Annotated in this window: 11 protein-coding genes; 4 read left to right on the top strand and 7 right to left on the bottom strand. The window is 54.1% G+C overall.

Annotation, left to right across the window (positions count from 1 at the left end):
• On the bottom strand, positions 1 to 2,266 hold a 2,266-nt coding region (smc, locus tag HYU99_07885; GenBank protein MBI2340267.1), incomplete at its 3' end, for a chromosome segregation protein SMC.
• Positions 2,267 to 2,542: 276 nt separating this feature from the next.
• On the opposite strand from smc, the gene HYU99_07890 reads away from it, so the two are divergent.
• A complete protein-coding gene (locus tag HYU99_07890; protein ID MBI2340268.1) occupies positions 2,543 to 3,439 on the top strand; it encodes a hypothetical protein in 897 nt (298 codons plus the stop codon).
• On the opposite strand, the gene HYU99_07895 is transcribed toward HYU99_07890, so the two are convergent.
• From HYU99_07895 to HYU99_07905, 3 genes are all read right to left on the bottom strand, one after another.
• Entirely contained in the window at positions 3,436 to 5,739 is a 2,304-nt protein-coding gene (locus HYU99_07895; protein ID MBI2340269.1) for a hypothetical protein, read from the bottom strand. The two genes, HYU99_07890 and HYU99_07895, sit on opposite strands and share 4 nt — an antisense overlap.
• A 76-nt stretch (positions 5,740 to 5,815) precedes the next feature.
• A complete protein-coding gene (locus tag HYU99_07900) occupies positions 5,816 to 6,097 on the bottom strand; it encodes a hypothetical protein (protein MBI2340270.1) in 282 nt (93 codons plus the stop codon).
• On the bottom strand, positions 6,097 to 6,354 hold the full coding sequence (locus HYU99_07905) for a DUF4258 domain-containing protein (protein ID MBI2340271.1): 258 nt from the start codon (positions 6,352 to 6,354) through the stop codon (positions 6,097 to 6,099). Before HYU99_07905 ends, HYU99_07900 begins: the two co-directional genes overlap by 1 nt.
• Positions 6,355 to 6,454: 100 nt before the next feature.
• Here HYU99_07905 and HYU99_07910 point away from each other — a divergent pair, with 100 nt between their 5' ends.
• Positions 6,455 to 8,335: a 1-acyl-sn-glycerol-3-phosphate acyltransferase gene (locus HYU99_07910; GenBank protein MBI2340272.1), complete on the top strand. Its 1,881-nt coding sequence runs from the start codon at positions 6,455 to 6,457 to the stop codon at positions 8,333 to 8,335.
• 23 nt (positions 8,336 to 8,358) lie between these two features.
• Here the strand turns inward: HYU99_07910 and HYU99_07915 are convergent, their stop codons facing one another.
• Positions 8,359 to 9,141, bottom strand: a complete 783-nt coding sequence (locus HYU99_07915; protein MBI2340273.1) for a hypothetical protein — start codon at positions 9,139 to 9,141, stop codon at positions 8,359 to 8,361.
• 245 nt (positions 9,142 to 9,386) lie between these two features.
• Here HYU99_07915 and HYU99_07920 point away from each other — a divergent pair, with 245 nt between their 5' ends.
• Both HYU99_07920 and HYU99_07925 read left to right on the top strand, forming a co-directional pair.
• Complete coding sequence (locus HYU99_07920) at positions 9,387 to 11,324, top strand: acetate--CoA ligase (protein MBI2340274.1); 1,938 nt, start codon at positions 9,387 to 9,389, stop codon at positions 11,322 to 11,324.
• A 95-nt stretch (positions 11,325 to 11,419) separates the two neighbouring features.
• Positions 11,420 to 12,670, top strand: coding sequence for a M48 family metallopeptidase (locus tag HYU99_07925; protein ID MBI2340275.1), 1,251 nt, complete (start codon positions 11,420 to 11,422; stop codon positions 12,668 to 12,670).
• 7 nt (positions 12,671 to 12,677) lie between these two features.
• Here HYU99_07925 and HYU99_07930 read toward each other — a convergent pair whose 3' ends face one another.
• A complete protein-coding gene (locus HYU99_07930) occupies positions 12,678 to 13,820 on the bottom strand; it encodes a DNA topoisomerase VI (protein MBI2340276.1) in 1,143 nt (380 codons plus the stop codon).
• Between the two features lie 64 nt (positions 13,821 to 13,884).
• Positions 13,885 to 14,145 (bottom strand): hypothetical protein (locus HYU99_07935; protein ID MBI2340277.1); only part of this gene is annotated, 261 nt, incomplete at its 5' end.

Raw genomic sequence — 14,145 nt, forward strand, 5'->3', positions numbered from 1 at the left:
CCTTAAGCGATTCGATCTCCTCTTTGAAATGGGCGACATCCTTTTCCTGATTGGCGATTTTGATCTCCTCTTCAAACGAGGAATGTCTCGCCTCGCTCAAGCTTGTCTCGAGTCCTTCAACCCTTGAACCCGCCTCGCCCCGCAGGCGTTCCTTTTCGGCAAGAACGGTCCGCAGGCCGTCGATGATTTGCGCCAGTTCCTTCATCTCGCGTTTTTTTTCAAGAAGGGCCTTGGCGGTGTTTTCAAGCGTGCCGCCCGAGATGACGCCGGAGGGGGCCACCACCTCGCCGTTTAACGTCACCAGGGTCTTGCGATGGCCGTTGGCCGACCAGATGTCGAGGGCATGCCTTAAATCGGAGACAAGATAGATGTCACCGAACAGAAAATCCTTCAACCCCTCATACTCGCCATTCAACGTGACAAAACGGGCCATCGGACCCAGCACCCCTTCTTGTTCCGGGAGCGGTTCCGTCGATTCGCCATAGTCCCGAAGGTTGACGGGAACAAAAGTGGACCGCCCGCTCTGCGCCGTTTTCAGATATTCCGCCGCCTCAACCCCTTCGTTCTGGCTTTTGACGACGACATACTGAAGCTTTTCGCCCAAAACCGCGGAGACGGCCCCTTCGTACTGCGGCTCCGTCTCCACAAAATCGGCCACGGTGCCAAAGATCCCCTCTCCCCCGCTCTCCCGCTTTTTCATCAGAACGGCGCGGGTCCCTTCCTGATACCCCTCGAAATTTTTCTGCAATTCATCCAGCGAGTCGAGGCGGGACTTTTTTTGCGTCAGTTCTTCCTTGAGGCGCATCAATTCCGACTCCGCCCGCTTCAAATTTTCGCGATGCGTGTTGAGTTCCGCCGTGATTTGATCGGTGCGGGCGGAAAGGTTCAGTTTCATCTGACGGAGCGATTCAAGCTCCCCCGCGGCGCTCCGGCAGACCTTTTGCAGTTCGGACAGCCGCCGGGCGAGTTTTTCATTTTCCGCCTCCCACTCCTCGATGCTCTTTTTTGCCGCCTCCTGTTTTTCCCGATGACTTTTCTTTAACGCCTCTATCTGCACGGCGCGGTTTTCCATCTCATGAATTTTTTGTCCCCTCTCCTCCACGGACAATTTGACCAGTCCAACCTGCTTTAAGGCCTCATCCCCTTTTTCTTTAGCCTCTTCCACCTCGGCCTCCAGCCGGGCGATATCCAGATCGGCCGTCATTTTCTGCCCGTCCACCTGTTCCAGGCCCCTTTTCAAGCCTTCTTCTTCCATCCGGTATTCTTCCAGCAGTTTATCGAGATCGCCTAGATCAGTTTTAAGCCTCTCCTCTTCCTCCTTTTTGTAGCGGAGATCCGCCTCACCCAGCTGGATCAGGTTGTTCAATTCGAAAAGATCGTTCTGCGTCCGGCTGATGGTCTGTTCGGCCGTAACCAACTCGGTTCGCGCCGCCTCGAGATGATTCTCCGCCGTGTTGAGGCCTGTCTGATTTTCCTCCGCCTTGAGGCTTAAGGCCTTAAGCTCCTCCTCCAGACCCGTTTGCCCCCCGGCGAGGCGGGCGTAGTGATGCGAAGAAACCGCCAGATCCCATTTTTGAAATTCCTGCTTTACCGCCCGGTATTTTTCGGCCTTTTTGGCCTGACGGTCGAGGGTGTTGACCTGGCGGGTCAGCTCGGCGATGACATCGGTTAAGCGAAGAAGATTCTGCCGCGTCGATTCGATCTTTCGCAGGGCCGCCTCCTTGCGCGCCTTGAATTTGGAAACACCCGCCGCCTCCTCGATGTAAAACCGCCGCTCGTCGGGGCGGGCCGAAACCACCTGCGAAATCCGCCCCTGCTCGATGATGGAGTAGGCCTTGGTCCCCACGCCGGTTCCCAGAAAAAGATCGGTGATGTCCTTTAAGCGCGCCGGGGCCTTGTTGATGAAGTATTCACTTTGGGTCAATGACCCCTCGCCGGTGCGGTAGAGGCGCCGGCCGATGGAAATTTCGGAATAATTCGCATACGCCGGCGGGGTCTGGTAGCCTGAAGTGGAAAAGGTGAGTTCCACATGCGCCATGGAGAGGGGGGCGCGGGTCTCCGCGCCGGAAAAAATCACATCCTCCATGTTCCGCCCGCGCAGATGTTTGGCGCTCTGCTCCCCCATGACCCAGCGAACGGCGTCGACAATGTTCGACTTGCCGCAACCGTTGGGGCCGACAATGGCGGTGACATCCTTGTCGAAATGGACCACCGTTTTATCGACAAAAGATTTGAAGCCGTGGATTTCCAGATTTTTGAGCTTCATTCGATATTTTCGATATTAAAGATAAACCCCTGCCCTTCCCCGATCAAAATATCAACCGAAATTAAATGGATGGCGCGAAATGTTAAGGGGAGCGTAACACACAGCCAAAGCCCCTGCCAAGAAGAAATCCAATAAAGGATACAACTAATTGTATTTTAAAGAAAAACATCGAATGGCCTCCCTCCCTGGTTATCCACAGTTGTGGATAAAAATGTGAATATCAATGTAGGGTAATGTATTGCCAAATGCTCTCATTTCCGATATATATGAAGGGGAATGAAACCCTTTCTTCTTGCTCTTCTTGTCTCTTTTACCTTGGCTTCTTGCGCCTCTGTTTCATCCGGCGCGAAAACCGGCTCGCCGCAAAAAACGGTGTCAGCAACAAAATCAAAAAAGGTCCGTTCGGAGGCGGGGCTGAACATTCCTTCGTGGGGGGTGGCGATCGACGCCGTGTATGACAAGCGGCTCGACAATCTGGTGCCCGGATACAAAATCATCAATGTCGTTTTAAGCAACCGGGGTCCCGTGACCATTTCCCTCGATCCCACCAAGGATGTCTGGTTCATTCGCGACAGTGTGGGGAAAAGCCACCGCGCCGTCAACCATCTCCGTTTTGCCAGCGAAAAATTGTGGCTCTCCCTGCCGGTGGGATTGAAGGACAAACTGGAATACCCGCACGCAGTACGGACGGGAAATTCGACCAAGATCGATCTGTTCTTTCCGGAGAACGCCGAACTTTCGGGGTTCCGCGAGATCAGCTGGAAGTCGGACCATTTCAGGCAGACCTTCGACATCTACACCGCGATGGAAAAAAATCTCGACTGGGATTCAAAGTCCGAAAAAATCCCCGACACGCCGGCCTACCGGCAGTCGATTGAAAAGTACGAGGGGGAACTGCGAAAAGAGGATAATCAGCAGGAACCTGCAGATATGGGACAAACGGCGCCGGCAGGGCCGGCTGAGCCGGTTCAACCGGTGCCGCTGACGCCCGAAGAGGAAACCGGGGACACTATCGGCAGTGCCCGGCCCGGATATGAGATTCTTTCGACCGATCCCGCCGATACGGTATCGAAGCCCACCGCCCAGACGACTCATACCACCCCGGGCGAACAATCCCCCCAGCCTTTCGACCCGTGGCTGGATGACGAAGTGACGACGATTCCGATGGATTAAAACTCCCCGCATTCAAGCCCCTTGGGCCCCAGCGCCGCGCAGACCGTTTTTCCCCGGTTGGCGACATCGGCGTGAAAAACCTTTCCCACCGGCCAACGATAAATGAAGATGGGGTTTTTGGGGTTGGTGACATTGTAGATGGACAACCCTTCGTCACCGGGAAGGAGCAGTATTTTACCTCCCGCGGAAAAGCTGATTCCCCGAAACTGGGATGCCGTCATTTTAAGGTTTGGAATAATCGACGCCTCCATGGGAGGATCGGTCGTGAGATTGACCAGGGAGATAAAGACTCCGCCGTCTCTTTCGTAGAAGGCATAGAGAACCTTTTCATCGGGCGAAACTTTCACCTCCACCGCCTTCGCCTCTTTTTGGGAAGAGACAACGGTCGTCAGCATCTTTGGCTTCTTCCGCTCCGTGCCGACATCCACGAGGCAGACTCCCCCCGATCCGCACGCAACCGCCACCCGGGTCGCTCCGCCGTAGGCGCTGACGCCCCCGATTTCCGGAAACGGCAGGCCCCCCATTTTTTTCACCAGAAGGGGCGACTGAAAATTGTACACGGTCAAGGCCGTCTCCCCTTTACCGTCTTTTTTTGCCGCCGTCAGATAAAGATAATTTGTCTTTCCATCGGTTCCCATATCCATCCCCACAATATTCTGCCCTGCCAGATTAAGCTCCTGCACCCCCGGCAGGGCCGAAGCGGCTGGTTTTGCCGGTGCCGCCGGCAGGGCCGGTGCCGCCGAAAAGTCGGCCTTCACCAAAAAAAACTTTCCGCTGATTTCATCATAGAGAAAAACGGCGCCGTCAAAAGAAAACCCGCGGACGAACTTTGCCTTCTGATTTTTGGGCAGGAAGAGCGGCTTCAGGCCCCCTGTCTCCGACGGCACCGGCCCTGCCGGCAAAAAAGGGCGGGAGAAAAAAAGGGGATTGACGACAAGGGCTGTCTCGCTGGAGGGGAGCCAGACAGCTTCAATCAGGGAGGCCAGCGGAAGAATCTTTGCCGTCTTTTGGGACTCGCCGGATGACGGAGGAAATTCAAACCGGCCCAAGGCGTCATCGGAGGCGGCAAAAACAACCCCCCCACCGCCATGAACAGCCCGAATGGTTCCAAGGGGAGTTTGCGGCCCCTTCAATTCGGTTCTCGATGACAAATCGAAAACACTCAAAACCCCTTCTCTCAAAAAATAAAGAAAAGGCCGGTCACGGTCGGCCACTACGTCATCCACCGACGAGGCGAGATCAACTCTCTTCCCCAAATCGGTAATTCCCCAGGCCGGGTCGGCCCCCAAACCGTCGAGCGCCATCGGCATCCATTGAAGGGCCGTTCCCTTTCCCGTCTCTTTCGAGGCGAGAAGACAGATGAGATAATTTCTTTCCGCCCCACCGGCCGGGTCGGCCTCCTTTCGCTGTCCCAGAATTCTAAAGGGAGTCCCAATGGGAACGTCCGCCAGGGTGGAAAGGGTTTCCACCTCTACCAGGGTGAGGTTGCTCCCATGCACAACATAATAAGCCCCCCCCAAGACCATCATCTGCGAGGCGCCCCCAAGGGGCACCTCGGCGATAACCTGCACCTTGTTCAAATCGTTTAAGTCAAGAATCTGAATTTTATCCGGCAGGTAAACAAACAGTTGATTGAGGGTCGGCTCGATATCGAAATTTCCTCCCACTTCGAAGGTCTTGAGAATTTGTGGAGGTTGACCGGCGGCCGGAGCCCGGCTGGCGATCGGAGACGAGAGGATTTCAAAAATGTTCCCCCTCTCAGCTGTATAAACCAGGCTCCCCCCTGCGACCTTCATGGGAGTTGCTTTTTCAACGTCTGCCTCAAGGCTCAAAGAGGAAAATTCGTTTAACGCCGGATCGAAAAAAACGAGTCTCCGGCCGAAACCGGCATAAAGCATCTGTCCATCGAAATAAAGGGCGCCGGGGCTCCCTCCAAAATGTTCCAGGGGAACAATGCCTGCGCCCTTGTCTTTTGCAACGGGGGGAGGCGAAGGGGGAGGAGGAGGAGGCGGCGACGGAGGGAGATTTTCCGTCGGCACCGGTTGAACCGGCTCAGCCGGCCCTGCCGTCGGCACCGGTTGAACCGGCTCAGCCGGCCCTGCCGGTTTCGGTTTCTCTTCGACGGAGGAATTTTCGGGCGCCTCTTTTTTTACCAGCGAAGTTTTTTTCTTCTTTTCGGAAACCGCCTCCCTTTTCTGTTCACCAAAAAAATATTCTTTGACGGCGGCGATGGGGTTGCAGGAGGAAAAAAGGAGGCAAAAAACGACAAGACAAACCACCCGGCCTTTTTGCCTCTTCATGCCCCGGCATTGTAGGGGGCCCTCCCATCACCGTCAATTAAATATGTATAACGGAAACCAAACCCCATTTTTTCGTTTAGGCCGCCCCTTTTTCAAGCCAGCCGCGCAAGATGGACTGATAACCCGCCTGTTTGCGCTCGGCCATCCGTTTTGCCTTCCCAAGCAGTTGCGCGTCGATGCGCAGTGAAACGAGGCGTTTGGCTGTTTTTTTGCGGGGGTTCCTGAAAGAATACCGCCTTTCTTCCCCCGGTTTTGAAATCTTGAATTCATCCGGCTCGATATAATCCAGTACCTCGTGGTTTTCCCAGAAAAGCGCCGCCTCTTCCTTCGAACGAAATGATGGAATCTTCTTTTTCATCAAACGCCTCCTTTCTCCATTTTTTCCCGGTACAATCTTCTCTGGGCCCGGCTTGCGGGCCAAAGTGTCAAAAGCCTTCCCCCCCGGATATCCATAACCAGAGACAAATACCGACGCTTCATCGTCCTCCCGATAACAATCGTTTCCCCCCTTTTCAAAACAAGCGCCGGATTTTCAAAGACTTCGTAAACCTCATCTTCCGAAATGCCGCGTTCCTGCATTCTGATGACGGCATGCTTCGTGAAATTTATGGTCATCTCCCTGTATTACAGTGTATCACGGTACAGGACGGGGGCTCAAGATGTTTTTGAGAGGAGGAATTGACCACGCAGGCGATTTTCGCTAACCTCGACCCCGATGCGCACCCTCTACTATTTCTCGCTCGTCTTCTACCTGCCGCCGCTTCTTCATCTTCTGGTCCGTTTTTTGAGGATTGTCTTCAGGATTTTTCAACTGCTGGCCGTCTATCCCTTTCGTCTTTTTGTCCTTAAGCGCTTTCCGGCGCTTCAATCGGCCAAAGGGAAAAAATTGGGAAGGGCGATCATCGGCGCGGCGAACAGCGCCGTGGGGATGATGGAATATTACGTCCGCGCCCCCCGAAATTACACGTTCGGGTTCGCCTATTTTATCCTCTCGGCCTGGTTTCTCCTTTCGGCGGCAATCGGAGGCCATTCCCTAAACCCGGCGACAAAAGGTTTCCCTTTTCTTTTTGTCCTGTTGACCTTCTATTCCATCCAGAAAGAGGCCCGCACCGCCCTGAACATGTCGGAGTTTTTAAGGGCCAACCCCCAAATGCACCCGTCGGTCTTTTTCAAAACCTATGCTCAACGGCTCGGCCCCTTCGACCTCCCCTTCCCCGATCCGCTTCAGGCTCTGCGGGTCGAACCGCGGGAGGTCTCGTTCAGAAAGGATGTCCGGCCGGAACAGACACGCCGGCTTTTTATCCCGGTGGTGTGGGACACGGCTCATCTCGCCCACGCCTGCCTCAAGTCCCTCAAATATGTGGGAAAGGAGTACGCCCGCGAGGTGTTCGACCTGATGGCCCAAATGTGGGGCAAAAGGACATTACAGCTTTTCCGCGCCTCCCTCACGGTTACGGGCGCCGAAAAACTTCAAAATCTGGATGGAAAAATCCTTCTGGTCTTAAACCACAAAAGCCAGCTCGATTTTGCCCTCACCTTTTTTGCCTTGAGCGGCATCAAATTGGGAGGGCGACCCGCCCTGGAGCGCGGGATTCGCACCCGGTTTATCACCGCGAAGGATCATTTCGTGGACAATTTTTTTGTCTACGAAATTCTGGGGGTGGGAAAACTGATTGAGGCGGTCGATATGGTTTTTATCGAGCGCAAAAGGGGAGGCAAAGGGATCCAGAATCTTAAACAGGCGGCTGAATTTCTGGCGCAAAAGGAGATCGACATCGCGATTTTTCCGCAGGGGACGCGCGCGGAAGGGAATGTCGACCGCTCCGGAAAGCGGCGCGACGCCGGTTATTACACCACCGTCTCGCCGAAAGATATCGCCTCCGACCTGGCCCATTTAAGAAAGGGAACGGCCTGGCTCGCCGTGGATTCATTGATTGAACTGGCCCCCAAGGGGCTGGCCCGGCGGACGACAAGCGAGGATCTGCATCTCGTCTTTGTGGGAATTTCCGGGACTGCAACCGCCCTAGCCAAGCAGTCGCTTTTGATTCAGACCGAAACCGAAATCAAATATGTCATCGGCGAGCCCCTCACCCTTTCCCCAACTTTGGTTGCGGGATGCCGCAAGCCCGAAGGGCCGGAGCCGGCTACGCCGGGGGAAAAAAAATATCTGGAACTGGTCAACTGGATTCATCACGAAATCGACCGGCGGCTCTCCGGCTGTCTGGAAATCAACGAACACCTGCGGCACTGCTTTCTTCTCGATCTTCAGGGTCAGTTGCGTTACCCCCCGGACCGTGTGAACGCCGTCCAGCGATGTTTCGACGCGCTGGCCCTGGAACATCCTTTTATTTATCAAATTCTCGACCGGATCTATGCCTCCCCGCTCGCCGAGTGGAACCGGTATCTCGCCGAACTGGCCCGGCTGGTCGCCGAGGGAGCGGGCGAGGAGCGCTTGCGTCAACTGCGCAACGAGGTGACCCTTAAAATGATGGAGAGCCTCAAAGCAAAGGTCCACGGAAAACGGGTGAAGAAAAATGCGCTGAAAGAGGCGGGAAAAAAAATCGTTAACCCCCCCTCTCTCCCCCTCTTAGATTAAGAGGGGAATGGGGGGAGTTACAGTCACCGGCGGGAAGGAAAAACGGCAAACTCTTTGGCTATTTCCCACGATTCTTCTTCATCGGGCACGGCGCAGGTTTCGGGTTCGTCTTCATCGTCGGCAAAACGCGGGGTAAAAACAAACGATTTGACCAGGGCGTCGCCGTCGAAGGCGCCGACAAGAATCGCATCGGCAACCGATTCCATCTCGATAGATACGGCGTCAAAAGAACCGTCTTCCGCAATTTCCGCCGTCACCGACTTTCCGGTTGAAAGATTGAGGACAGCCAGTGAAAGCGCGCCGTCCTGATTGGAAAAGGTGCCGGCGCTCCCCTTCAGGGTGATGCCCCCCTTTCCGACCAAACCGGCCGGGGGCCGTCTTTTGGCCGCTTTTCTCATCATGCGATAAACGGAGCCGCTGTCATCCTCTTCATCTCCTTCGTCATCATCATCGCCCGCTTCACACTTGGCGATGTTGACCGGAATATCCACGGGATCGTCGGTGGGAGCCGTATAGGATGTTTCGCCACCGCCGACGGTTGCGCCATCATTGAAGGTGACATCGCCCGACGAGCCTGATTCAAAATCATCGCTATCGAATGAACGGGTTCCGTCATCGTCGGCATCGCCTGACCCCTCGCTTTCATCGGTTAATGGATCGGAGTAAAAAATTTCCCCCCCCGATTCGCCCAGAATTTCTTCGGTGGAAAAACCGGCGCCGTCGCCGCAGGCATTCAGAATAAAAAAGAAGGGAACGGCCCACAGCAGGCTGACGGAGAACAGGAAATTTCGAATCCGATGGACCATACGCCCCTTGGGTGTGCAAAGACTGTGCCAAATAATTGACCTCCCTGATTTATTAATAACTATTTGAATTTATTTATTAATTTAAAAAAGCCTCCAAGGTCTGGACAAGGACCAAGGGGGAAACCCCCCCAAAATTTATCAAATTGATAAATTGCTATTTTCTCACTTTGAGAAAATTATCAAAAAGACCATGAAATATCGTATCTTCTTGCCCCCTGGAAAAAATACCGCTACAAAATCAGATGATGTCTGAAGTCATCTGGAGGCCATCCGAAGAGCATCTCACCAAATCGAATATCGCCCGTTTCATGAAGAAGCACGGCATTTCGGACTACGACACGCTGATCCGCCGATGCGCCGACAATATCGAATGGTTTTGGGACGCGGCGCTCAAGGATTTGGGTGTCGAATGGGTCAAGCCCTATTCCAAAGTGGTGGAAGGGGGGCTTCCTTTGGCCAAATGGTTTATCGGCGGAAAGTTGAACATTGTGGCCAACTGCCTTGACCGGCACCAGAAAACCGATGTCAAAAACAAAACCGCGTTTATCTGGGAGGGGGACTGCGGTGCGGTTAAAAAGATGACGTATGTCGAATTGGCCGATCAGGTGAATCGTTTTGCGGCGGGGTTGAAGTCTTTCGGTGTGGGCAAAGGGGATTGCGTCGGCATCTACATGCCGATGATCCCCGAGATGATCGTCGCCTTCTTTGCCATTTTAAAAATCGGCGCTGTTCTTATCCCGATCTTTTCGGGCTTTGGGCCGGAACCGACCGCCATCCGTCTGGACGATGCAAAAGCCAAAGTTCTGATTACCGCCGACGGGGGTTTGCGCCGCGGCAAAAAAATCGAAATCAAAAAACTGGCCGACGAGGCGCTAAAAAGCGTCCCTTCCGTCAAGCATGTCGTCGTCGCCAGGCGGCTTTTTGAAGAGGTTCCGTGGACCAAGGGACGGGACGTCTGGTTTGATGAATTGATGAATAGACCAGCGACCAGCGACCAGCGACCAGCGACTGAAATTCTGGACGCCGAAGACCGCGCGATCATCATCTACACCTCCGGCACCACCGGAAAGCCCAAGGGGTGCGTTCACACGCATGCGGGGGCGCTGGCCCAAATAGCCAAAGAGGTGACTTACTACATGGACTGCAAACGGGACGACGTTTTTTTCTGGGTCACCGACATCGGGTGGATGATGGGGCCGTGGGAAATAATCGGGGCGACGTTTGCCGGAGCCACCTTCGTTGTTTTTGAAGGGGCCCCCAATTACCCAAAACCCGACCGCCTTTGGGACATGGTTGAACGGCACAAGATCACCATTTTGGGAATATCCCCCACGGCGATTCGGCTCTTAAAAAAAGAAGATATGTCCTATGTGTCAAATCGCGACCTATCCTCTCTCCGCATTCTTGGATCGACGGGTGAACCGTGGGACCCCGAATCGTACCTCTGGTTTTTTGAAAAGATCGGCGGGGGACGTTGCCCCATTATAAACATCTCCGGAGGAACCGAAATAGTCGGGTGCCACCTCTCTCCCCTGCCGATCTGTGAGCTAAAACCATGCACGCTTCGCGGACCGGGGCTCGGCATGGACGTGGATGTCTTTAACGAAGAGGGAAAACCGGTCCGCGGCGAGGTGGGTTATCTGGTCTGCAAAAAACCGGCGCCGTCGATGACCAAGGGTTTTTTGAACGACCCCCAGCGCTACCTCGACACCTATTTTTCCAAATGGCCGAATATCTGGAACCACGGCGACTGGGCCTATGTGGATGAAGACGGTTTCTGGTTTTTGCGCGGCCGCGCGGATGACGTGATCAAGGTTTCCGGACACCGGACGGGACCGGCGGAGATCGAATCGGCATTGATGGATCATCCGGCCGTTGCCGAATGCGCGGCCATCGGTGTTCCCCACGAAATAAAAGGGGAGGCGATTGTCTGTTTTGCCGTTTTAAAACCGGGGCTCAATCCGTCGGACGAATTAAGAAAAGAACTAAAGACAAAAGTCGGCGTCAAGTTGGGAAAAACGCTCACGCCGGACGAGATCAAGTTCGTCAATGCCCTCCCCAAAACCCGTTCCGCCAAGATCGTCCGGGGAACCATCAAGAAAAAATATCTCGGTCAGCCGCTGGGGGACCTCTCCTCCGTGGAAAATCCGGACGCCCTGGAGGCGCTGGATCGGGCGGTATAAAAAGGAATAATGCCTCCCCCTGAAACTGAAGGCTTGCAAAGGACCGAATTTTCCGTTCCCCAAAAAACGCTCCGCATGGTACACTTTGGTCCGCGATGACTTCCCACTGGTTTTTCTGGCTCTTTCTCGCCACCTTTATTCTCCACGAATTGTGGGAAGGGGGCCTTGTCCTCTTGAACATCGCCCACACCCGCAAGCATCGCGACCGGATTCCCGATTTCTTCCGGGATAAAATCGACTCCGAATCCCACTCAAAAAGCATCGACTACACCATCGAAAAAGCCCGCTTTGAGCTTGTCGTCTCGCTTACAGCCATCCCCGTTGTCTGGGGGGCGATCCTTTCCGGATTTTTCGAAAAGCTCGATCTTGGGGTTACGCAGTGGATTCCCTCCCCAACGCTCACCCATTCGGTTGTCTATTGCGCCGCCGCCGGTCTGATCGTGATGATTTTGAAGATGCCGGGTTCCCTCTATTCCAACTTTGTCCTCGAGGCGAAATACGGCTTCAACAAAATGACGGCCAAAACATTTGCCTTCGACCAGATCAAGGGTCTTTTACTCGGCGCCCTTTTTGGAATCCCCATTCTCACGCTCGTGTTCTGGCTCTGTGCCGTCGCAGGCCCCTTTTGGTGGCTTTGGGCCTTTTGCGCGGTCTTCGGCTTTCAGTTTTTTGTGGCCGCGGTTTACCCCGTTTTGCTGGCGCCGGTCTTCAACAAATTCACGCCGCTGGGCGACGGGGAATTGAAGGAATCGATCCTTTCGCTGGCGCAAAAGATCCGCTTCAGGCTTTCGGGAATTTTCACCATCGACGGCTCGAAGCGCTCCAGCCATTCGAACGCCTACTTCGCGGGGATGGGGAGATGGCGACGGATCGTCCTCTTCGATACGCTGACCCATCAGATGTCCCACCGGGAAATCCTCTCGGTTTTGGCCCACGAAATGGGGCACAACATCAAAAAACATGTCCATAAATATCTTGTCTATTCTTTCTTTTACGCCCTGGCCGGGTTTGCCCTTCTGGGGCGGATAGTCGACTGGGATCCCTTCTTTGCGGCCTTTGGAGCGGGAGAGCCGGCCCCTTACAAGGCGCTTGTCCTGTTCGGACTGTTTGCCGACACTTTCACCTTCTGGATGACGCCGCTCTGGAACACCCTTTCGCGGGGTCATGAATACGAGGCCGACCGTTTTTCGGTGGAAACGACAAAAGACAACCAGGGAATGACGCAGGCCCTCCTTAAACTTTCGAAGGAAAACCTTTCAAACCTGAACCCCCACCCCCTCTACAGTTTTTGCCATTATTCCCATCCGACAACCCTTGAGAGAATCAGGGCGATTGAAAAGTTTTGAACCTCATTCAGACATAGTTCTTCTGCCTGATTTTATCGATGACGATCTTCTCGGGCATGAGGGGGTCGCGCGGATTGACTGAAAAATAGGCCTGCTGTTCGCAACGTCGTTTGTTTTTCAACAGCCAGTTCAGGATGTCGGAGACCCCCTTGTTCTTCTTGTCCTTGAAAAAAGGGTCGTTATCCAGCGCATCGCGCGCTTTTTTGAGCGCCCGGCTTTCCGAGACATCGTTTTCTTTCACGGCATAATCAGGCAGGTCGTATTTTTTGATATCTTCCGGCAAAACCCCCAGAAACCGGACTTCGGGCGCCGAAAAATCGGAATTGCGGATAAGGCTTCCGGCTGAACCGGCCTTGAGCGTCCGGAAAATATTCTGCATCGTGTAGGCGTCGAGATCACCGAAGAAATAACAGGGAACATCCAGCTGGTCCTGAATCAGTTTGGTCCATCCCCGGACGGCATTTGAAGGAACCCCTTGCGCGCCCAGGAGAATACAAGAGTGACGTCGAGTAAACCCGCTGTTAACCAGAGTATTCGCCGTGCCTTCCGATTCGACAATCAGGCAAAAATCGATTTTCTTTCGCGCTTTAAGCTTTAAATCCTGCGGCCGGTTTTTGGGTTGAAAGGGGGCGGTGCCCAGTTTGGAAAGATCGATGGTCGCTTTTGATCCGTCCGGCATTGTTTCAACCACCACCAACTGCTGGCTGTAGGTCTGGCCGCCGCGGTCGTTGGCAAAGCAGTTCACATCTTCGCGGTAACATTCCAGCATTTCGCAGATGAAATCGATGATCTCGTCGGATTCATTCTGATCGGTAAAATCGAGCGGTTTGAGCGCCGGGTTGTGTTTCACCTCGCCCTTCGAGATATAGTAGATTTCACGCTTGGTATTCGTGGCGCCCACTTCGAGATTGCGAAGGAGAAGTTCCAGAATAAAAATCGCCCGCGACATTTTTTGGACGGAACTGACGTTCAATTCGGTGATGACCTTTTTATTGCCGGGAGTGAGGTAGCCGACCTTCGGATTGTACTCCGCGTTGTCGAGCGTGCACTTGGTGGCCTCAAGCATGGGGCGCCTGGCCTTTTCCAAATCGCGGAGCAGGCGTTCGCACATGTCGATGGAAATTTCTTTGATGTCGATTCGTTTGGACATTTGTTTCAATCAGTAGGGGCGCCATTCATGGCGCCCGCAATTTCGGGCGCGATAAATCGCACCCCTACATTATTTTTTTCTTTTTTTTCCTGGTCTTTGCCGCTTTTTTTCTCGGTTCTTCCCTGTCTTCCATTCCCGCCAGAGAGAGTTGCCCCTCCTTTTCTTCCGTTTCCGATCCGGCTACAGGAAGTATTCCGGTCACCTCCTGCAATTCGGCCAACGCCGCCTCCGCATGCACCTCGGCCTCCTTGAGTTCCCTTTCCGCCAAATGCGCCTCGCGCCCCAAAAGTTTGGCCAAACCTTCCAGCGCCTTTTGGCGACGCCC

This window comes from Deltaproteobacteria bacterium (genome assembly GCA_016183175.1).
In the GTDB taxonomy this organism is placed as follows: domain Bacteria; phylum UBA10199; class UBA10199; order UBA10199; family SBBF01; genus JACPFC01.